At 40.4% G+C, this 20,000-nt stretch carries 19 protein-coding genes, 1 rRNA gene, 1 pseudogene and 1 other annotated feature (2 of these 22 cut by a window edge); of the genes and pseudogenes, 4 read left to right on the top strand and 17 right to left on the bottom strand.

All coding sequences use genetic code 11. From position 1 onward, the window contains the following. The 3 genes from DESPCE1_RS20900 to motA form a co-directional block, all read right to left on the bottom strand. Positions 1-21, bottom strand: a 16S ribosomal RNA gene (locus DESPCE1_RS20900); it reaches 1,545 nt to the left of the window's first position. Between the two features lie 346 nt (positions 22-367). Next, positions 368-1,162: a flagellar motor protein MotB gene (locus tag DESPCE1_RS0101155; RefSeq protein WP_014792216.1), complete on the bottom strand. Its 795-nt coding sequence runs from the start codon at positions 1,160-1,162 to the stop codon at positions 368-370. Continuing rightward, a complete protein-coding gene (gene motA, locus DESPCE1_RS0101150; RefSeq protein ID WP_019849201.1) occupies positions 1,149-1,940 on the bottom strand; it encodes a flagellar motor stator protein MotA in 792 nt (263 codons plus the stop codon). Before motA ends, DESPCE1_RS0101155 begins: the two co-directional genes overlap by 14 nt. A 240-nt stretch (positions 1,941-2,180) precedes the next feature. On the opposite strand from motA, the gene DESPCE1_RS0101145 reads away from it, so the two are divergent. Then, positions 2,181-2,984, top strand: coding sequence for an MBL fold metallo-hydrolase (locus tag DESPCE1_RS0101145; RefSeq protein WP_019849200.1), 804 nt, complete (start codon positions 2,181-2,183; stop codon positions 2,982-2,984). Positions 2,985-3,006: 22 nt separating this feature from the next. Here DESPCE1_RS0101145 and DESPCE1_RS0101140 read toward each other — a convergent pair whose 3' ends face one another. After that, positions 3,007-3,507, bottom strand: a complete 501-nt coding sequence (locus tag DESPCE1_RS0101140) for a hypothetical protein (protein WP_014792213.1) — start codon at positions 3,505-3,507, stop codon at positions 3,007-3,009. Positions 3,508-3,686: 179 nt separating this feature from the next. On the opposite strand from DESPCE1_RS0101140, the gene DESPCE1_RS0101135 reads away from it, so the two are divergent. Beyond that, the gene (locus DESPCE1_RS0101135) at positions 3,687-4,415 is read left to right on the top strand and encodes a class I SAM-dependent methyltransferase (protein ID WP_019849199.1); all 729 of its coding nucleotides are present in this window, start codon (positions 3,687-3,689) and stop codon (positions 4,413-4,415) included. A 476-nt stretch (positions 4,416-4,891) separates the two neighbouring features. Here the strand turns inward: DESPCE1_RS0101135 and rfbA are convergent. Then, positions 4,892-5,753: pseudogene (gene rfbA / locus DESPCE1_RS21660) on the bottom strand (glucose-1-phosphate thymidylyltransferase RfbA). Between the two features lie 35 nt (positions 5,754-5,788). Continuing rightward, a complete protein-coding gene (gene rfbB / locus DESPCE1_RS0101125) occupies positions 5,789-6,841 on the bottom strand; it encodes a dTDP-glucose 4,6-dehydratase (protein WP_019849197.1) in 1,053 nt (350 codons plus the stop codon). Positions 6,842-7,098: 257 nt separating this feature from the next. Here rfbB and DESPCE1_RS0101120 point away from each other — a divergent pair, with 257 nt between their 5' ends. Continuing rightward, on the top strand, positions 7,099-8,001 hold the full coding sequence (locus DESPCE1_RS0101120; protein ID WP_014792208.1) for a LysR family transcriptional regulator: 903 nt from the start codon (positions 7,099-7,101) through the stop codon (positions 7,999-8,001). Between the two features lie 90 nt (positions 8,002-8,091). Here the strand turns inward: DESPCE1_RS0101120 and DESPCE1_RS0101115 are convergent, their stop codons facing one another. From DESPCE1_RS0101115 to DESPCE1_RS0101095, 5 genes are all read right to left on the bottom strand, one after another. Continuing rightward, the gene (locus tag DESPCE1_RS0101115; protein ID WP_014792207.1) at positions 8,092-8,583 is read right to left on the bottom strand and encodes a YeeE/YedE thiosulfate transporter family protein; all 492 of its coding nucleotides are present in this window, start codon (positions 8,581-8,583) and stop codon (positions 8,092-8,094) included. Between the two features lie 13 nt (positions 8,584-8,596). Continuing rightward, entirely contained in the window at positions 8,597-8,794 is a 198-nt protein-coding gene (locus DESPCE1_RS22205; RefSeq protein WP_242831388.1) for a sulfurtransferase TusA family protein, read from the bottom strand. Positions 8,795-8,830: 36 nt separating this feature from the next. Continuing rightward, positions 8,831-9,454, bottom strand: coding sequence for a YeeE/YedE thiosulfate transporter family protein (locus DESPCE1_RS0101105; protein ID WP_019849196.1), 624 nt, complete (start codon positions 9,452-9,454; stop codon positions 8,831-8,833). A 206-nt stretch (positions 9,455-9,660) separates the two neighbouring features. Continuing rightward, positions 9,661-10,458 carry a cytochrome c3 family protein gene (locus tag DESPCE1_RS0101100; protein ID WP_014792204.1) on the bottom strand — a complete coding sequence of 266 codons (798 nt, stop codon included), beginning with the start codon at positions 10,456-10,458 and terminating at the stop codon, positions 9,661-9,663. A gap of 85 nt (positions 10,459-10,543) precedes the next feature. Beyond that, on the bottom strand, positions 10,544-11,587 hold the full coding sequence (locus tag DESPCE1_RS0101095) for a rhodanese-like domain-containing protein (protein WP_019849195.1): 1,044 nt from the start codon (positions 11,585-11,587) through the stop codon (positions 10,544-10,546). Positions 11,588-11,809: 222 nt separating this feature from the next. On the opposite strand from DESPCE1_RS0101095, the gene DESPCE1_RS0101090 reads away from it, so the two are divergent. Next, positions 11,810-13,363, top strand: coding sequence for a glycosyltransferase family 39 protein (locus DESPCE1_RS0101090; protein ID WP_019849194.1), 1,554 nt, complete (start codon positions 11,810-11,812; stop codon positions 13,361-13,363). Between the two features lie 59 nt (positions 13,364-13,422). On the opposite strand, the gene DESPCE1_RS0101085 is transcribed toward DESPCE1_RS0101090, so the two are convergent. From DESPCE1_RS0101085 to rffA, 6 genes are all read right to left on the bottom strand, one after another. Beyond that, positions 13,423-14,211, bottom strand: a complete 789-nt coding sequence (locus DESPCE1_RS0101085; protein ID WP_019849193.1) for an ABC transporter ATP-binding protein — start codon at positions 14,209-14,211, stop codon at positions 13,423-13,425. Continuing rightward, positions 14,196-14,978, bottom strand: coding sequence for an ABC transporter permease (locus tag DESPCE1_RS0101080; protein ID WP_014792200.1), 783 nt, complete (start codon positions 14,976-14,978; stop codon positions 14,196-14,198). The genes DESPCE1_RS0101085 and DESPCE1_RS0101080 overlap by 16 nt, the downstream gene beginning before the upstream one ends. Further along, positions 14,975-15,940: an ABC transporter substrate-binding protein gene (locus DESPCE1_RS0101075; protein WP_019849191.1), complete on the bottom strand. Its 966-nt coding sequence runs from the start codon at positions 15,938-15,940 to the stop codon at positions 14,975-14,977. Before DESPCE1_RS0101075 ends, DESPCE1_RS0101080 begins: the two co-directional genes overlap by 4 nt. Before the next feature lie 61 nt (positions 15,941-16,001). Beyond that, positions 16,002-17,246, bottom strand: coding sequence for an ATP-grasp domain-containing protein (locus tag DESPCE1_RS0101070; RefSeq protein WP_019849190.1), 1,245 nt, complete (start codon positions 17,244-17,246; stop codon positions 16,002-16,004). 22 nt (positions 17,247-17,268) lie between these two features. Continuing rightward, positions 17,269-18,018 (bottom strand): glycosyltransferase family 2 protein, encoded by a 750-nt coding sequence (locus DESPCE1_RS0101065; RefSeq protein WP_014792197.1) that lies wholly within the window; start codon positions 18,016-18,018, stop codon positions 17,269-17,271. Further along, on the bottom strand, positions 18,018-19,160 hold the full coding sequence (gene rffA, locus DESPCE1_RS0101060; protein ID WP_019849189.1) for a dTDP-4-amino-4,6-dideoxygalactose transaminase: 1,143 nt from the start codon (positions 19,158-19,160) through the stop codon (positions 18,018-18,020). Before rffA ends, DESPCE1_RS0101065 begins: the two co-directional genes overlap by 1 nt. A 724-nt stretch (positions 19,161-19,884) precedes the next feature. Beyond that, positions 19,885-20,000 (bottom strand) — a sequence feature (mutual gap in cmsearch alignment for this rRNA model is longer than 100) (it continues 1,339 nt past the right edge of the window).

The raw sequence follows: 20,000 nt of genomic DNA, 5'->3' as shown, positions 1-20,000 counted from the left end.
CAGGATCAAACTCTCCATAAAATTTATGAAGAAAATTTGATTGCTCAAATTGTCTTTTACTCATTTGACGAGTCATTGGCTGTTCCTTGTTGTTTAGTTTTCAAAGACCATTTAAGACCAATTTGTTTCGCCACTCTCTGTGACGGAATTTTAGTTTAGCAGATTGATTTTTAATTGTCAACTGCTTTTTTCTAAAGTTTCGAATGATTCTTTAGAAGCTTCTTCAAAACGTTTTCCGTTTCTGCGATGCTATATAATACTATCACTTGATTAAGTTGGTGTCAATATTAATTTCGACAAAATCTTTAAGTCTATAAGTCCCCTTCTGGAGTCCTTAAATGTTGAACCAAATTCATCTGGACAACCTTTACTGCCTACCGCCAAAGGTATTTGTAGGTTGTCCAAAATTCCTTAATATATTGACCTCAACACGGCGATTCTTAGCCCTGCCTTCTTCAGTCGTATTGGCAGCGATTGGTTGGAACTCCCCATAACCAATCGACCTAAACCTCGATTGATCCAGCCCATTGGATTGCAGTAGATACTTCATGAAGTTTAAGGAGCGTCGAGAGCTCAAATCCCAATTGGTGGGGAACTCGGCCGTGTTGATAGGAAGGTTGTCCGTGTGCCCTGCCACTTCTACATTATAATTAGGATACTGTCTTAAAATCTCTGATATAATATGAGCTAACTTTTGAGCCTCAGTCTTTACTAAAGCAGACCCTGAATCAAAGAGTGCGTAATCCCGAATACTGATCATTAGCATTTCATCAGTGATCCGTGTCTCAAGCTGTGTGCTCAAATTGTTTTCATTAATATACTGATCTATTTTTTCCTTCATTTCTCTCATGTCATGCTCTTCTCGAGCGCGAGCCGCAGCCAAAACGCTCTCCGTCTCAGCGGTCACCGGATTGTCGTTTTTGCCCATATTATCGTCCGTAATATCAATGCTTAGATCACTTGTAGATTCAAAGACACTTGTTCCCCCGGTAAATGCGCTGTTAAAGCCAGCCATAATGCGCTCATACTTTTTTTGGTCGATTTGCCCAGCGGCAAATAGAATGATAAATAGCGCCAGTAATAAGGTTAAAATATCCGAATAAGGCACCAACCAGGTTTCATCCATGTGTTCTTCATGGTGCTCTTTTTTATGCTTTTTCATTGCCCATCTCCTCGGTTAATTCTCTTCGCTCGACTGCGGAAAGATAGGCAAAAAGTTTATTATGTATTGCATTGACATTGTCCCCTGCTTGAATCGACAAAATCCCCTCAAGCATCATTCTCTTTACTCCCGCTTCCCTTCTCGAGAAAAGCTTCAGTTTATTAGCCATGGGATGCCATAAAACATATCCTGTAAAAATACCCAGCAAGGTGGCGACGAAAGCAGCTGAAATCAGATGCCCGAGGGCTTCTACCTCATTTAGGTTGCTCAAGGCGGATATCAACCCCACCACAGCGCCCAATACCCCTAAGGTTGGTGCATAGGTTCCCATTTGGGAAAAAATAAGGGCACCATCCCGATGCCTTTCCTCCATCGCCGAAATATCCTCGGAGAGAACATCGCGAATGAACTCGGCATCATTCCCATCGATAGCCATGGCCATCCCTTTTTTAAGAAAATCATCGTCAATCTCTTCTAAGCGGTTTTCCAGAGAAAGTATACCTTCCCGGCGACTTACCGTAGTCCATTCGGCAAACTGCTTGACAAGTTCCTTCTTGGATATCAATTGTTGCTTCGCAAACAAGATCTTAAAGAGCTTAGGTACCCTCTTGAGATCCTCCATAGGAAAGCCAATAAAGATGGTCGCTATAGTACCAACGATAATAATCAAAATAGCCGCCGGATTAATAAGCGCGGTAAGACTAGCTCCTTTAAGAACCATTCCAACGCCTACAGCGATAAAACCTAAAAGTAAACCTATCAGTGTTGATAACTCCATACTTTTCTCCCTTTATATAAGCTTTTTCGATACTCCAATATTCGCGGAAAACTCTAAATCTCCTGCTGCAATTTCAAATGAATCCTATTTTGCAAGAGTCTTTTTTCCTATAATCATTAGGTCTTTTTTCCTATTTTTAAACTCTATTTTTACTGATCCCGTATTTTTCGACTTTTCTATAGGAAAAACATTCTTTTAAACCGAACTATATATTATCTTAATTAAATGAGGTACAAATTGATGAAGAATCTTATAGTTCTCGGAACCGGGCATGCCGTTGTGACTCAATGTTATAATACCTGTTTCGTATTAGTAGATAAAGATAATTATGTACTCGTCGATGGCGGTGGAGGTAACGGAATTCTCTCCCAACTACAAAAAGCTAACATACCCTATGACAAGATACATCATGCCTTCATAAGTCATTGCCATACAGATCATCTCCTGGGTATGGTTTGGGTAATTCGTATGATAGGAAGCACCATGGTTGCCGGAAAGTATGAAGGAGATTTCAACCTTTATTGTCATGATGAACTTGCTTCAGGTCTTCATTCCCTGGTTGAAATCACTATAGACAAGAAGATCGCTGATTTAATTGGTCGTCGAATTCATATTATTTCTGTAGCTGATGGACAGCAAGCAGATCTGCTAGGTCATACCTTTACTTTTTTCGATCTTCATTCTACTAAAGCTAAACAATTTGGTTTTACACTTCACTTAGACGGTAATAAAAAGCTAACATTTATGGGGGACGAACCCTATAATTCCTTATGTGAGAAGTATGCAGAGAGCAGTGATTGGCTCCTATGTGAGGCTTTTTGTCTTTATGAAGAACGAAAGCTCTTTAAGCCTTATGAAAAACATCACAGTACAGTAAAAGATGCCTGCGAACTGGCTACCCTACTCAATGTTAAGAATCTCATCCTATGGCACACAGAAGACAAGAATATCGAGAAGCGTAAAATATTATATACAATTGAAGGAAAACAATATTTTAATGGTAATCTTTTTGTCCCTGATGACCTCGATGTCATAGAGCTTTAAAACCATCTATATATGATGTTCTTTATTGACCCTGATAAAATCGCCATTTTTCATACACATCCAACAGATAGAAAAAGGTTTCATCCAACCACTTTCTATAATCTTCTTTATCACCGGGCTCCGACTGAAATACATCAATACCCTTTTCCACTGCACTTCTCGTCATTTCAACACAGTCTACTATAAATGCTAATTCTAAAAACCTTAAACTAACGATGTAACCCTCCTCAGTTTGGAGCTTAAGCACTTCATACTGAATTCTATCCAGCAGACGATTTACGGTCTCAAGATCCTTTTGGGGTTGTCCACTCTCATCGGGAATCTCCTCTACCTCAATCATAAAGTATTCCCGTCCCAGCCGCATACAGTATATGATCATTTCGGCATCCTCTTGAGTTAACCGCAACTTTCCCTGAAAATCATTTTCAAGGGAGGTCTTTTCTGCAGAGGGAACAGTCCTTTGAATTTTACGTTTTTCCTTATATTGCTGAAAATCAATGATATTGTCTTTACTCGACGACAAATTCTTCTCTCCCTCCACGTCATTTAATCAAAACAACAACTTACATTGTACCATATATAAAAAGAAATGCTTTTCATTCCTGCAGGAACTCTAATTATATCGTTAAATGCCAGAATTGGCGATATTTATGAAGACTTTTGTCAAACAATCATAGCTTAGAAGCAAGAAAGAGGTACAGTATGAATAAAAACTACACCGAAATAAACTCCAAGGTCTTTGACAAATGGGTTGAGGAAGGCTGGGAATGGGGACAACCCATAAGCCACGAAACCTATGTAAAAGCGCAAGACAAGGATTGGTTTGTGATGTTAACCCCTACTAAACCTGTCCCTAAAGAATGGTTCTGCGAAATGAAAAATGCGAAAATACTGGGATTAGCATCAGGAGGTGGTCAGCAGATGCCCATCTTTTCAGCCTTGGGGGCAGCATGTACCGTCATTGATTATTCGGAGAGGCAGTTGCAAAGTGAAAAAGAGGTCGCTGAACGCGAGAACTATGCCATCGAGCTTGTTCGAGGTGATATCACAAACCCATTGCCTTTTGCCGATGAATCTTTCGATTTGATTTTTCATCCTGTTTCTAATTGCTATATCGAAGATATCCAGCCCGTTTGGCATGAATGTTATAGAGTATTGAAAAAAGGCGGTATCTTGCTCACAGGATTTGACAACGGCTTTAATTACCTTTTTGATGAGGATCAGAACACTGTAAGGTATAAATTTCCTTTTAATTCATTGAAGGACCCGCAAATGTATGAGCGTTCCTTGGAAAAGATTGGGAAACCTGCTGGAACAAAATCTGAGCACCATGATTGGTTTGATTGCGATGAGAGCAAAGTGACTGCCATAGCGAAACTGCCCCACTTCATAAGCAAAGCCAATTTAATAATGCAAAAGTGGCATAATTAATAAAAAAGAAGTCGCAGGATAAAGACCCTCGTTCTTTATCAGCGACTTCTTGAATTACCAGGAAATATAATACATTTCTAATTTAATATTCGTATTACAAGAAGAACACACACCCAAGACTAATAGCCATTGTAAATACACAAAGTCCAACTAGGAAGGCAATTGATTTGGGGGATAATTTCGAACTATCATTCATACCATAATCCTCCTCTCTTTGTCTCCAATTGTTGAGGCTTTTTGCGACAACTTATATTGTGATTATTAACACTTGCACTTGAAATATACTATACTTACTCTTTAAACTCTATTCAAAAAGTCCTATTATTTCCCCAAAATTTCTACAATATCGCTATATTTGACAGATAGACCTACAATATGACAGATTAACCTACAATATGACCGAAAACATTACAAATAGCTGTTTATTACGCGGTAGACCGTTTCAACCAAACTATGCATAATTAATGCATCATAATCTAGATAAGGTTATAAAGATATTGACCATAACTATTTAGAAAAGAAATCCGCTAATTTTTCCACCCGCTTTTCATCAATATATCCCAACCGGTAAGCAACTTCTTCCGGGCAAGCAATCTTCAATCCTTGACGATCCTCAATGGTCTGAATAAAATTCGATGCCTGCAGTAAGGATTCAGGAGTCCCGGTATCCAACCAGGTGAATCCCCGTCCTAACTTTTCCACACTTAATTCTTGATTCTTTAAATAAATCTTATTTACATCTGTAATCTCTAGCTCCCCTCTGTAAGATGGCTTAAGATTAGCCGCAATATCGACGACTTTATTATCATAAAAATAAAGTCCGGTAATTGCATAATTGGATTTTGGTCTTGAGGGTTTTTCTTCTACACTCGTAACTTGACCGTCCTGATTAAATTCTACAACCCCATATCGTTCCGGTTCTTTTACCCAATAAGCGAAGACAGTTGCCCCACTTTCCTGTTTACCGGCGCGAGCAAGAATTTCCGATAGTCTATGTCCGTAGAAGAGATTGTCACCTAATATTAGAACACAATTGTCTCTCCCAATAAATTCCCGACCGATGATAAAAGCCTGGGCCAATCCCCCAGGACTTGGCTGGATTTCATACCTTATGCTTATCCCCCATTGACTTCCATCATGTAATATTCTTTGAAACAACGACTTATCCTGGGGTGTCGTTATGATCAAGATTTCCCTAATACCCGTCAGCATTAACGTGGTGAGCGGGTAATAGATCATGGGTTTATTGTATATGGGCAAAAGGTGTTTACTGACAGCTATAGTAAGGGGATATAATCGACTGCCGCTCCCCCCAGCTAATATGATTCCCTTAGTCAACTCCCATCACCTCTCCTTTAATCACAAACAAAGTCCTAAACGGTCAGACCATGCCTTTGCCGCTGATAACTCCCATCAATGACGCGCTGACACCACTCCCTGTTGTCCAAATACCACTGCACTGTTTTTCTCAGCCCACTTTCAAAAGTCTCCTGAGATTCCCAGCCTAACTGAGTTTTTATTTTTGAATAATCTATCCCATAACGCCGATCGTGCCCCGGTCGATCCTTCACAAAAGCAATTTGCTGTCGATAACTTCGACCATCCACCCGTGGAGACATTTCATCCAACAGCTCACACACATTATTCACTACTTCAAGGTTGCTTTTTTCCTGTTTTCCGCCAACGTTATAGGTTTCACCCAATTGGCCGCGCTCTATCACAATTTTTATGGCTTCACAATGTTCGAGTACATAAAGCCAATTTCGGATATTTTGACCATCACCATAAATCGGTAATAATTTATGATCGAGAGCATTAAGAATGATTAGGGGAATCAGCTTTTCCGGAAACTGAAAAGGGCCGTAATTATTGGAGCATTTCGTGGTTAAGGTGGGCAGATTATACGTTTTGTGATAGGCCCTCACCAAATGATCGGCAGCAGCCTTTGATGCAGAATAGGGGGAATTGGGGGCATAGGGAGTATTCTCCGTAAAATATCCTTCATTACCCAAGGACCCATAAACCTCATCGGTTGAAACATGCAGAAAACGAAAGTCATCTTTAATATCCAATTCACTCCAATAGCTGCGTATCGCCTCTAGCAGTTCAAATGTACCTAATATATTCGTATGAATAAAATCATCTGGTCGATCAATAGAACGGTCCACATGGGATTCCGCGGCAAAGTTTATTATGCCATCCGGTCTATACTTTTTCAGCAGACTTGTGACCAAGGCCCGGTCTCCAATATCACCCTTAATAAAAACATAATTAGGATGCTTCGATACATCTGCTAGGGAATCGAGATTGCCTGCATAGGTTAACTTATCAAGGTTTACAATGCGAACACTTCCGGTTTGAATCATATAGCGAATGAAATTACTCCCGATAAAACCACAGCCACCGGTAACGATCCAAAGCTTCATCGTTGTCCCTCCATCCCCTTTGAAAAATACCTCATACAATAAAAAGAGCCCAGACTTCTCTTCCCTCTCAAGCATGATATTATTTTCACATTATTTCCGAATAATTGCTATAGTGCAAATCATCGCAAGTACTTATATCCGTATAAAGAATTTTTATACTTAATAATTCTTTCATTATGATGTAACATTAAGATAGGCACCTTTGTTGCTAAAAAGTTTCGCGAATCACAACGAAACACATGAGAGAAGGTGAGCATTTGGACACCTACCAGTTGAAAATTTTTCTTGCTGTATCTAAATTCCAAAGCATTTCTAAAGCTGCTAAAGTCATGCATCTAAGCCAGCCTGCAGTGAGTACACATATCAAGAATTTAGAAGAGTATTACATGGGTCCGTTATTTGAACGGACACAACAAGGCGTTTCTCTTACGAAAGCTGGGCAGGTCTTCTATACCTATGCCCAACGAATCTTAGCGCTTCAAGAAGAAATGGAACAGCAATTAGAAATTACCATGCAGCATGAGAGCAACCAAATCATCGTGGGCGCAAGTACAACGATTGGCAATGTTTCCCTTCCCTGTTCAATCTATTTGTTTAAAGAAGAATATCCCGAAGTAAATATTCGACTCGAAATTGCCAATGCAGAAGAAATACTGCGTAAAGTCAAAGCAGAGCAAGTGGATTTTGGTGTGGTAGAAATACTTCCTGAAATGCCAGGAATCAGTACCCATCATGTTACTTCAGATGAATTGGTACTGATTGTTCCCCCATCTCACCCCGCTCAGACCGATAAAATAACTTTAAAGGAATTTCTGAGTCAACCTTTAATTATGCGTGAGTCGGGGTCGGGTACTCACAAAGTGCTGGCACAATTTCTTGAAGCTCAAGGTTATACTTTTAAGGATCTTAATGTAATTACTGAAATGACCACTATAGACGCCATCAAGTCAGCCGTACAAGCGGGGATGGGGGGAGCTGTCGTACCTCGTTTGTCCGTAAAAAAGGAAGTCTATCAAGGATCACTTAGGGCCCTTACTATTATCGATTTGGATATGCCCTTGAATTATAATATCATAAAGTTCGACCATCATTATTTGTCTTCTAAAACCAGACGATTAATCAAATTTCTCACCGATCCGGAAGAACGCTTTTTATGTTAATGATATAAAAACATTAAAAAGAGGATGACTTTATTTCCCGGAATAAGTCATCCTCTTCTTATATCTGAATTCTTAAAGAACTAACATCTATCACAACAAAAACCGCACTAAGAGCTTCGCTCCTAGCCAAGTCCCCATGAATACTGCAACAGCGAAAATCCATCCCGACAGCGAACTTGAAGCAATACCATTGAGTACCAATCCAATATTGCATCCATAGGCAACACGAGCCCCATAGCCCATAAGCATTCCACCGATTAACGCAGAAATCGCGAATTTCTTATCCTTAATTGGATGAAAACGTGCCTGGGAAGCAACGAGTGTCGCCCAAAAAGCGCCCAGAATCACGCCCAGATTTAAATATGTTCCATCAGATAATAACAATTGCTTAAGGCTAATATCCAAATTATTAACTAAACCGATCTTTGAACCAATCCATACGGACCATTCCTCAATATTTGTGGTAATCCCCCAAGGTCTTTGCCTGATCACCAGAACCAGCATATTTAAAATTGCCAATACCGCCGCACCAACCCAATAAGCCCAAGGTCCCTTATAAATGATTTGCAGTTTTTTTCCCATAAGACCCTCCCTCTTAGTTGTGTCCTTTGGTTATCTCTAGCCTCCATATCCCATTGGAAACTTCACTTTCCTCGATTTCATGCCCATGTTCCCGTGCCCAGAGAACTATAGCCCTGCTCGTACAACTATGATCCGTTTCTAATACCAACCGATCCCCACATGCCATTTCTTTTAATTTACGCTGTGTTTTGATTATAGGTATAGGGCACATTTCACCCCATATATCTAAAGTATAGGTTACCACGGCTCAGCCAACTCCCTTTTGCTTTTTCTGCCACCAGCGAATAACTTCCCATAAAAGGAATAAGATCAATAGCTGGATAAACACAGCAGGAACCCACCCTACGATATCCGGAAGGGATATCCCCGGAAATTCTTGAAAAATCGAAAGCCAATACGGTAAGGAGTATTTACCCAAAAATGCTCCAAGGAATAGCCCGAATAAGGCAATCATTTGCATGGCGAAACCTTCACCAACACGCATGAGAGTACCGGAAGCACAGCCGCCGGCCAAAACCATCCCCGTTCCAAAAAGAAGGCCTCCGATGAAGGTATGGGCACCAAAAGGAGTTACATACAAATTTAACGGGAGATTAAATATATTGGATAAATAAAATACAATTGCAAAACCGGGAATACTAATTACTAACAATAATATTAAAGCCTCTGTAAGTTTAGTCGTGCCAATTAACAAAGGATCACGGAAAGCGGCTACAAAGCAAAACCTTGATTTTTGCAAAGTAAAACCAATAGCTAAACTTACTGCGAAAATCAAAGCCAGCTGTATACTAACTTGAATCAATAGCAATAGTAGCAATAGTATAAAAATTGAAAAACCTAAGTTAAGTTTTTGTTGTGATTTTTTTAACATAATAACCTCTTTTACACTGAATCCCCTCTAATTTAAGTTTAATGTTTTTTTAAAATTAGTCAATAAATTTATGAGCTCTCAGTCATAGACATAAAAATAGCTAACGGAGGCAGAATCTACTGCCTCCGTTATTAATGATATAACCCTTTGCTCTATAGAAAAAATCTTGCCCTTTCTCTATTTATAAGAGTTTATTTAAGAAAATTTTATGGATGTCCTTGTAATTTGTCATCATGACATTGAGCACAATTCATTTTTCCTTGCTCGTTATCCAGCATGCTTTTGGCTCCATTATGACATGTTAGGCAACTCGTAAATTCTGATCCGGGACTATACGCCGGGATAAACTTTCCCTCTTTCCACTTGTTGAGAATCAATACAGCTTCGGCTGCAGTATCTCCTGAGACCTTAGCGCAACGATCTGCTTTTTCATCAGAGTTGATTTTAGCGTTTGCTTCATTCGCCCAAAGGCTAACGGATACATGGCATAGTGGAGAATTGGCTATTGTCGTAATTTGGTTAGGGAACTTGGCAAAGCTATCCATTTTGGTGGATGGAAAGGGAAACATCGTATACCAACCCATTAGTTCATTGCCGACTTGATCGATATCTTTTCCAGCAACCAAATTCATAACAAGCAAGCTACCATTCAGAGCCCCACATAATGTACCCCAGGATAACGCTCCGCCTTTACCATATTTAAACATATCCGTGGGAATGGTATTCCACGGTCCGCCTACTTTTTCCTTAGCAGAGTCAACTAAGGCCTTTCCGGCGGCGTAGCAGCAGCCACCTTCAAAGTAGTTTTCATAAGCGCGTTTCCTTACCACTTCCGGATCCAGTGGTTCATAAATCCATGGCACCGGTTGAGCTTCTATATTGGTAGTGGATGCAGTGGCAGGGCTAGCTGCTTCTTTTGCCCCACATCCGACTAAGGCAGCCCCAGCTGCAAAGGTAAGACCTGCCGTGATGAATTTTCTACGAGACACAATTGAATTTGACATAAACGCTCCTCCTTTTGTTTGGAAAACTTTATAAAATCCAACCATCCTGAGATTGGCATCTTGATCGGCCGACTGATACAGATACTTAAGAATGATCCCCTGCACCAGGTTGAGGTTGAGCATTTGCAGGCTGACTACCAGCGGCATTTTCTGAGGTCCCGACAACCGGGAATCCTTTATTTGCCCATCCGGCACCGGCTGTAGAAGGCATGCCCATACCGGAATTCAAAGATACTGCATCATAACCCATTAACCGAAGAATTGCCACGGTCTGGCCGGCCGTTTGGCCGGTATAGCAGTAGACGATTACTTTTTTATCTTTGGGAAGCTGTTCAAAGGAAGTTTGCATTCCCTTCGCGAAGGGAATATTGACTGCACCTTCAATATGGCCTTTAGCAAAATCCTCGGCTTTTCTTACAGATAAGAACATAACGCTTGGATCTTTGGTATCCAAAGCCTTTTTTGCATCGTCTTCACTGATTTTATAATTGGCATATGTCGTTCCTTTAAGTTCAGCCATTTTCGAGAAGTAATCGGCTATAGCTGCTTGAATTTCCGGTTCGACCTCTGCCTTTCCTTCCTGAACGGCATTGGCTGTGGTTTCTGTCACATCGGCTACACCTTCGACCTTAGATATGCCGAGATTCCAGCCAAGATTGACCGATTTCGCATTAAAACCAGCCACATTTAAAAGAGCAACAGTCTGGCCTGCTGTTTGACCGGTATAGCAATAGACCATAATTGTTTTGTCCTTGGGTAAATTTGCAAGGTTCTTAGCGATCTCTTCACCCCATGGAATATTTACAGCTCCCTTAACATGACCTGCATCATAATCCTTGGCTTGACGAACGTCCATGATAAACATAGCTTCGTTGGCTTTAACTTTAGCTATAAAGTCTTTTTCCGAAATTTTGTAAACATCATCCGGCATATTCGCAAAATAATCTTCTGCGGCTTCTTGAACCACATTAGCTTCAGGCGTGGGAGACTGAGGAGTCTCAGTAGATGCGGGTTGTTGGGTAGCCGGTTGAGTCGTTGCCGGGGTACTGGGGGAAGAGGCGGAACATCCCGTAAGTACGAGGGATAAAGACAGAAGAATTGAAAGTGATAAGAGCCTAAACTTTTCCATAAATTTTAAACCTCCTTTTTTCTTTACAAAACTATCTTTGTTAATTTTTATACAAACTCATTATAAGTGAATAATCCAAATCTGTGTTATAAGGCATTACTATATACCTATCATATAATTTGATATCCTCCCCACTCTTTGAGTTGGTGATATTTGATACAATGGAGGATAGAGATATTAAGTACAAATAGAAAAGAATAACCCTATGTTAGTGAGGAACTTATGTTTAAAAACATCATTACATCAAAATTCAGCTACTTCCTTCTAACCTTCCTTTACATAACTTGTAATCTCATCATTCTTACCCGCTTTCCTTTCGTTCATTCGGATGAAACCTGGTTAAGCGGTTTATCAAGAAATATTATGGAGACGAAAAATTATGCTGTAACTGAAACCTTTTTTGACCTTTATCCTCGTAACCCTCATGCTATCAAAAGCCTCTTCCATACTCTGCAAATTCTCTCAATAAAGCTAATGGGGTATGAAATTTTAACCATCCGGCTTTTATCCTTTTTATTTGGATTACTCACTTTAATTTGGTTCTATAAACTTTGTAATACCCTATTTAATTCTAAAAAATGGGCTTTTATTTCAACTCTGTTTTTGTCCATGGATATTCAATTTGTTTATGCCTCACATTTTGCCCGTCAAGAAATTATTCTACTCTTTATCATGCTGTTTTCTTTGAACTATTTTCTATCTAACTTTTTAAGCATGAAACCAATCCACCATCTATTTCTTGGCATGATCATCGGACTTAGTATTGGCGTACACCCCAATAGCTTTATCATCTGTTTGGTTATAGTTTTTCTTTATCTATTTCATATTGTTTTTACGAAAAAGCTTAAACTATCCGGATTATTGACCTATGCTATTCCAGTAGGATGTTTTGCCTTAGGCTTTATTGGCCTGAGTTTATACTTTGATGCCAATTTCATCGGCAACTACACTCAATACGGAAGTCAATTTGGGGTTACCAATACTCTTATCTCAAAGGTCTCAGAAATTCAGAATTTCTATATAAAGCTATACTATGGAATTAGTGGAACTTATTATACCCCTGACATCCGACTGGAGTTCTGTCTTTTCTTCATAGCACTAGCCGCATCCATCATCTTTTTGTTTAAAGAAGAGCAAAAAAAAAGAGTGCTGATATTAAGCATCATCCTTGCCATCGTTGCAGTTAATTTAGGGATCATAGTAATCGGCCGCTTCAGTCAACCGAGTATTATCTTTCTTTTCCCTTTGTTCTATATTCTGGTAACCTATGTCCTAATATATATTAGTAAAAAATCCAGGATATATTTAGCTTTACTTCTTCTTCTCATGATAACTATTAATACTCTTGTCAATGTTCTTCCTTACCTTAATCGTTCCTATGAAAACTATCTCCAAGAAATCGGAAAAATCGTGCCTAAAGAGCACATCGTCCTCGCCAATCTCAATGCTGAAATGTATTTTGAAAACGGTAAGCTTTACGATTATAGAAACTTAACTCATCTTAAAGAAGATAATTTGACATTTGAACAATATATCCAACGCAATAAAATTTCTTACATTATTTATCCTGATGAAATGGACTTCATTTTTGCCTACAGGCCCCAATGGAACAATGTATACGGAGATATTTCTTTGTATTATGAAGATATGCAAAGGTTCCTTCGGACAAAGAGTCAATTAGTTTATGAGTTTACAGAACCCACTTACGGGATGCGGATAGCCAGATATATTAATCAAAAGGATTGGAAGATTAAGATATATAAAGTAAATGAGTAAGCCGGGGCTTTCCATGCTCCGGCTTACTCATTTCTTACTAGGATATAGGATTTGAACTATCAACTTATGTTCTCCGAATTCAGATCCAGCAAGGAGTAAATTTGATCATACACTTCGGAATATCCCTCGACACCTGCAGTTCTTGGTCTTGGCAGCGGGTTGAGGATTACCTTTTTAATTCCCCCGCTCCCCCTTCTCCCCATTACTGCTATACGATCGGAGAGTATTATCGCTTCTTGAATATCGTGGGTTACCAAAACAATCGTAACCCCTGTTTCCAGCCATACTTTTAGCAGCAGGTTCTGGAGGGATAACCTTGTCAAGGCATCCAAACTCCCAAAAGGTTCATCCATGAGCAAAACTCTGGGGTTAAGTGCCAAAGCTCTGGCCATAGCAGCTTTTTGCTTCATTCCTCCGGAAAGTTGATGAGGATAGCTGTCTGCAAATCCGCTCAACTCCACTAAATTAAGATAGTTAAGGGCTATCTCACGGTTAGCGGCACCACTGTCTCCGATACGGTTTATTTGTAAAGGATAGACAATGTTCTGAATGACGGTTTTCCAGGGAAAGAGCTGGTTAAAATCCTGAAAAATCATCATTCGCTTCACTTCAGGTTTCATAATCTCTTGCCCATCCATGAGCACACTGCCCGAATGAGGATGATCAAACCCGGCAATTTGCCTCAAGAGTGTGGTCTTGCCACAGCCTGAAGGCCCTAAAATGGACAGTACCTCTCCTTGATAGATATCCAGATCGATATTATCCAATACGCTGAGGGTCTCATTAGATCGATGATAATACTTACTCACTGATTTAAGGCGGATTGTTACGTTTAAGTCATTCCCCATTTTTTAGTGGTCCTTTCTTCTATGGCAGCAAAGAAAAAGTCTTCTACGACAATCCCAATCAGGACAATAACGAATAACCCGGCAAAGATCCCGGGAGTATCCATAAACACTCTTTGTTTAAAAATATACCATCCTAAACCGCCGTTTAAACCAACCGCACCAAAGATCATTTCCGCACTGATCAGGGCTCGCCATGCCCTAGCCCAACCGATGCGCAATCCAGATAACACATAGGGGAAGGAAGCCGGAATCATGATATCTTTAATGATGTGAAAATGATTTAACCCCAGATTAAGCCCTGCTTCTTTGTATATAGGGGGTATAGCTTTAAAACCGGCCATAATATTTAAGATCATAGGCCAAATCACCGAATGCACGATAATAACAATGATTGAAACAGTCCCCGTACCAAACCAAATAATGATTAATGGCAAAAGAGCTATTCCCGGTAGGGGATGAGCAATAGCGGTAAGGGTATCCACCAAACCGTGAACACCCTTATGACTGACAGCCAGAGCACTTGCCAGAATTGCCGCCAACAGGCCAATCAGGAGTCCCTGAAGGATTAGGGCCAGTGAAAAACTTGTCTGTAAAAGAATCTCCCCGCTGACAACCGAATTTCCTAAAGCCTTTGCTATCACTAGAAGGGAGGGGAAAATCGCCTCTGGAAAAATACCACTTTGAGCCGTAATCTCCCAAACTGCAAGGATCACAGCGATCCAAAACAGTCGAGTCTTCTGTTTACTGCCGAAATCTTTATTTCTCATTGCCCATCCCATAATACTTCCTCTAGATGAGTCGGTTTACGATTAATATAGCTATATTTTTGCATGAAGTCAGCGAATTTCATGACGCCCTGAACCTCGATGCTAAAGGTCGTATCCGAACGTTCTAGGTAGTTCAATAACTCTTCTCGGTCCATTTGGTAAGCTCTTGCCAGAATGCTCACCGTTTCCGTTGGATTATCTTCCATAAAGTTCAGGGCCTCTTCCAGTGCTTTGAGAAAAGCCTCATAAACTTCAGGCTGCTCCTTATAGAACTTTCCGGTAGTAACACCCACTGCAAAAGTAAATTCTTCCCCCATGACCGCCTGCCCATCCAGAATTTGATGTATTCCTGGTTCGTCTAATTCTTTAAATAAATAAGGCGGGGTCGTAAAATGTGCACTGACCTCACTTCGGGCCAAAAGAGCGCTCATACCATCCGGATGATCGAGGGTAATCAATTGATTATCCAATCGTTTAGGATCACCCCATTCTTTTTCACAAGCCATAGATAATAAAATGTGTTGAATGCTTCCCGGTTGTGGCAAAGCTATTCTGTCTTCCTTCGTAAAATCCCGGATGGATTGAATCGTATCTTTATTTACCACAAGTCCAATGGGGCTGGAGGAAAGACCACAGGCAATCTTCCAGTCCATGCCTTTATCCCAACCGATTAGAAACGGCGGAATGGCCATAAAGCCAATATCCAACTCCCCCGCCAGCATGGCCTCCCGAATTGCTGCGGTATTACCCAGCTGCCGCCAGCTTACTTCGATTCCTGGCACACTCTTTTCAAGGAGTTGTTTTTCCTTCATAATTTGCAAAGGTGCATAGGCAAGACCATACTGTTCTGCAATTTTGATTTGAAGTCGTTTTTCCTGAGCTTCACTTGTCATATTACAGCCTACCAAAGCTAAGCAAAAAAATGTTGCGACAAGAATACTTAAGATAGTTTTCCTCTTCATAAATTTGCCCCCACAACTGTACCAAATCATCTGTTTGCGGATTTCGCAACCAACTTTTGAATTATTTCCTATATAGCAAATCAATGAGCATATTTTCACCCTGTGTATCCCTAATCTCTATTTTTTCGAAGGCTTTCTCTATTTTTAATCTTAAACTTTCAGCAGAATCACTTAGAAATATCATATAGCCGACTCGCTGGGTAGCGTTTTGAATTTCTTGAATAGTACTGCCTATGTGATAATTATACCTACCTGATATAGCCCCCGGTAAAGCCATGATTTCCTTCATGGGAGTCATCATTCCTACTGTCCCCGGCACAGTAAAGATCATCTGAACAGTAGCATGGTTTGTATTCTTATAACAATCGTATCTTTCCAGTGCAGAATAATTGACTTCATGCCCTGTCGCATGATTGATCAGCATTTCGAGAACATCTACCCCGGTGAGTACCGGCAATAATTCATCCTCATAAGCTCCGCCAATCCTGCAGGCAATCTCATTGATCTTAATACCTTCCGAGCCGATGAGTATTTGAAAATAAATGGGCCCATTTTCAATCCCAAAAGCCTTGACAATTTTGTCCATAAGTTCTTGGATCTCTCCATGATAAGCAGGCTGATGCTTCGAAGGGAAGTTATGCGCAATGCAAATACCGATATGTAGGTCCCTAGAAATTGTCTGTCGATCGGTAACCGTCAATAGATGAGTTCTCCCATCTCGGACCCAGCCACTTAAGGTGATCTCCTCACTCTCATAAAATTCTTCAACAAGAATTTCATTTTCCCGAGAATAACTCATAACATTTGGCAATAAACTGCGAATCTGTTGCAAAGAGGATACTTTATAAACACCACGTTGCCCCTGACTATCAAGAGGCTTGATGACTAAGGGAAATCTTAATCCCTTTAACTCATCATCATGGAAATTATTGTTTATGAATCTGAATTCTGCACTGGGAATTTTGTTTTCTTTAAAAATCTTTTTCATTACTTTTTTATGAGTTACGGCTTTAGCCTGCTCAATATCCAAAAAAAATGAAAGCCCTAATTCATTCGCAACCTTGGCACAGGTCAGAACAGGTTGATCTGTCCCTACGGTCAAAATACCCTCTATTTTATATTTTCGGGCTATAGATAGGCACCCTTCCACATCAAATGTACTGGTCAATTCGCCGTAATCGGCAAATTTCTTGCCAGGTGCATCTTCAAAATAGTCGGCAACGATTACTGTATGCCCTTTCTCTTTAGCACGGAGCACACTATTCAGCTGAGTATTGCTTCCTCCTAAAATCAACAGCCTTGCCAAAGATGTTCCCCCTAACATCCTATTATAAGAGGCCTTTACCTTGAATTTGTGCTATTTCATATTGAGGCCGAGAGGTCCGCGCAAACTTGAAAAAAACCGGACCATAATTCAGTAAAATCTTAAGGTAAAGCTGTGCTAATTGTAACATGCTGTAGTTGGAACGGCCAACCTCCCTTTTATGATGCTCAACTTCGATATTAGCTGCTTTGACTTTATGCTTAAAGATAATCGCCGAGATATAAACAAAGGAAGTTTGGTCCTTAATAATCTTATTAACCAAATCTCTATGTACAATACGAAAAGTGCTTACCTTAATTTGCGGAGGTTTGTTAATCATAAGGTTAAAAAGCAGATCTCTCAATATCCCGCCCCAATATCGGTAACCTTGTTCTTTTTTAATGTTCAGCGGTGGCAAACCATAAACGATATCATAACCCTCTCGAATTTTAGACCAGAGTTTAATTATCTCCTCTGGTGGATTCTGTAAATCATCATCCATAATTACTGCATATGTCCCAGTTACATAATGCAATCCACACATTAAGGCATTTTGTTGACCAAAATTTCTTTTTAGCTGAATGATCTTAACTTCGGGATCTTTGCTATGGATCTCCATCATTTTGCTAAAACTGTTGTCTTTACTACCATCATCGACCAAGATAATTTCATATTCCAGAGATAGTCTCTTAAAGGTTTCCTTCAGCCGGTAGCAGAGCACTTCTAATGTCTTCCGACTATTATAGACAGGTACAACCACACTGATCTTTTCCATTACAATGCCCCGATAATTGTTTCAACATTTTGGATGACATAGTGCAGCTCCGATTCCGTCATCCCAGAATAAATCGGCAAACGCAGCAAGCACTTCGCGGCTTTCTCCGTAACCGGTAAATCACACGGTTTATAGCCCATTTTTTTACCCATAGGAGAACTATGGAGAGGAAGGTAATGAAAAGAGGCCGCCACTCCTTTACGATTAAATTCTTTTAATACAAAGTCCCTTATTTCTTGAGTATTGAATATTACCCAAAATATATGATAATTTGGATCGCATTCCTGGGGGATCTTCATGATTTTAAGAATTCCCCGCCTCTCATAGGGCTCAAAAGCATTACGATAAACCTTATAAACGGCTTTCCTCTTTTCCGTAATTTCCTGCATATTCTCAAGCTGAGCCAGCAGAACTGCCATTAACAGATCGGATGGGGAATAACTTGATCCAGTATCAATCCAATTATATTTATTCACATCACCCCGCGAAAAAAGCCAACGATCAGTACCCTTCTGCCTCATGACCTCTGCTTTTTCTATGATTTGAGTGTTTTCTTGATTGACCAGTAAAGCCCCACCCTCACCACAGATATAATTTTTTGTACCATGAAAGCTATAACACCCAAAGTCAGCAATTGTTCCTAAATACTTCCCCCGATATTTTGCATTAACTCCTTGAGCTGCATCTTCTATCACCTTCAAATTATGATTTAAAGCAATTGCCATAATTCTGTCCATATCACAAGCTACCCCGGCATAATGAACCGGTATAATGGCTTTCGTTTTTTCTGTAATTTTTCTCTCAATATCAATGGAATCAACATTTAAGCTCTCCTGCTTCACTTCAACAAAGACCGGCTTTGCTCCGTTCAGCAATACTGCATTAGCAGTGGAAGCAAAGGTAAAAGAAGGCATAATAACTTCATCCTCAGGTTCCAGACTGATAAGCATGGCCGCCATCTCCAGAGCATGAGTACCTGATGTAGTCATCAAAACCTTTCTTGCTCCAAAATTATCCTCTAACAAGGCGGCTACTCGTTCAGTGTAATAACCATCTCCACTTATTTTACCTCGTTCCAGAGCATCAAGGATATTCCTCTTTTCTTTTTCTGTCCAATAAGGTTTATTACTTGGAATATTCATAGGACCCCTTCTATTTACCTTTCATCAATTTGGTTATCTCTTCCGTCGTCTGGAATGCTGTTCAATGCAGTATATATTTCGAGACCTTTCTGATTATCCCTCTTAGTTTCAACATAAATTATTATAAGCCCCTCGGCCAACCTGGCAACATGCCGTTAAACACAGCTAGAGCAGGGCCTGGGTTTATGTCAAATTGATCACTGGTGACCAATTTGAGCTGTCGATCCGTCAAAAAAGCTTGACCAAGCTCTTCGCTTCTTTCAGCCGGCGGCCGATTTCAGATTCAGTCCATCCTTTCGAATGCGTTACGAAGTTACTTCGCATGTTCCCTAGAAGGGAAATAGCAGGCGTACGCCTCTTTTCATAGTCCATTCTCTTACTTGGCAACGACTTACTTTCCCTGAAACCTGCGATTCAAGTAAGGCGGCGCGTTCAGTATTCTTTTCCCACAGCGCGCACGCCGCGAAACCAACCTGCGCCGCTCAGTTTTCGTCTGTGGTCTTGCGGCTTGGGCGAAAGCCTCATCCGGCTTTCGTCACCGGATGGTTTCGTATCAGCCCTGAAGGTCTTAACTGACCTGTTCGGGATACGAAATGATGTAGTACATCATTTCGGCCAAGCCACACGGCCACATAAACCAGCTACGTGGCGCCGGCGTACGGGTGGCACCCCTCCGGTATGTTTTTTCCGCTAGGAAAAAAGCTAACAGCATACTTTAACGAAAAGCTTTAACGAAAAGCAAAAAGACCATCTGAATAAGATGGTCTCTTCGTTACCTGGCAACGACTTACTTTCCCAGGACCCTGCGGTCCAAGTATCATCAGCCCTGAAGGTCTTAAC

Origin of the sequence: Desulfitobacterium sp. PCE1 (assembly GCF_000384015.1) — a bacterium.
In the GTDB taxonomy this organism is placed as follows: domain Bacteria; phylum Bacillota; class Desulfitobacteriia; order Desulfitobacteriales; family Desulfitobacteriaceae; genus Desulfitobacterium; species Desulfitobacterium dehalogenans.
This window is presented reverse-complemented; position numbering and strand designations above follow the sequence as displayed.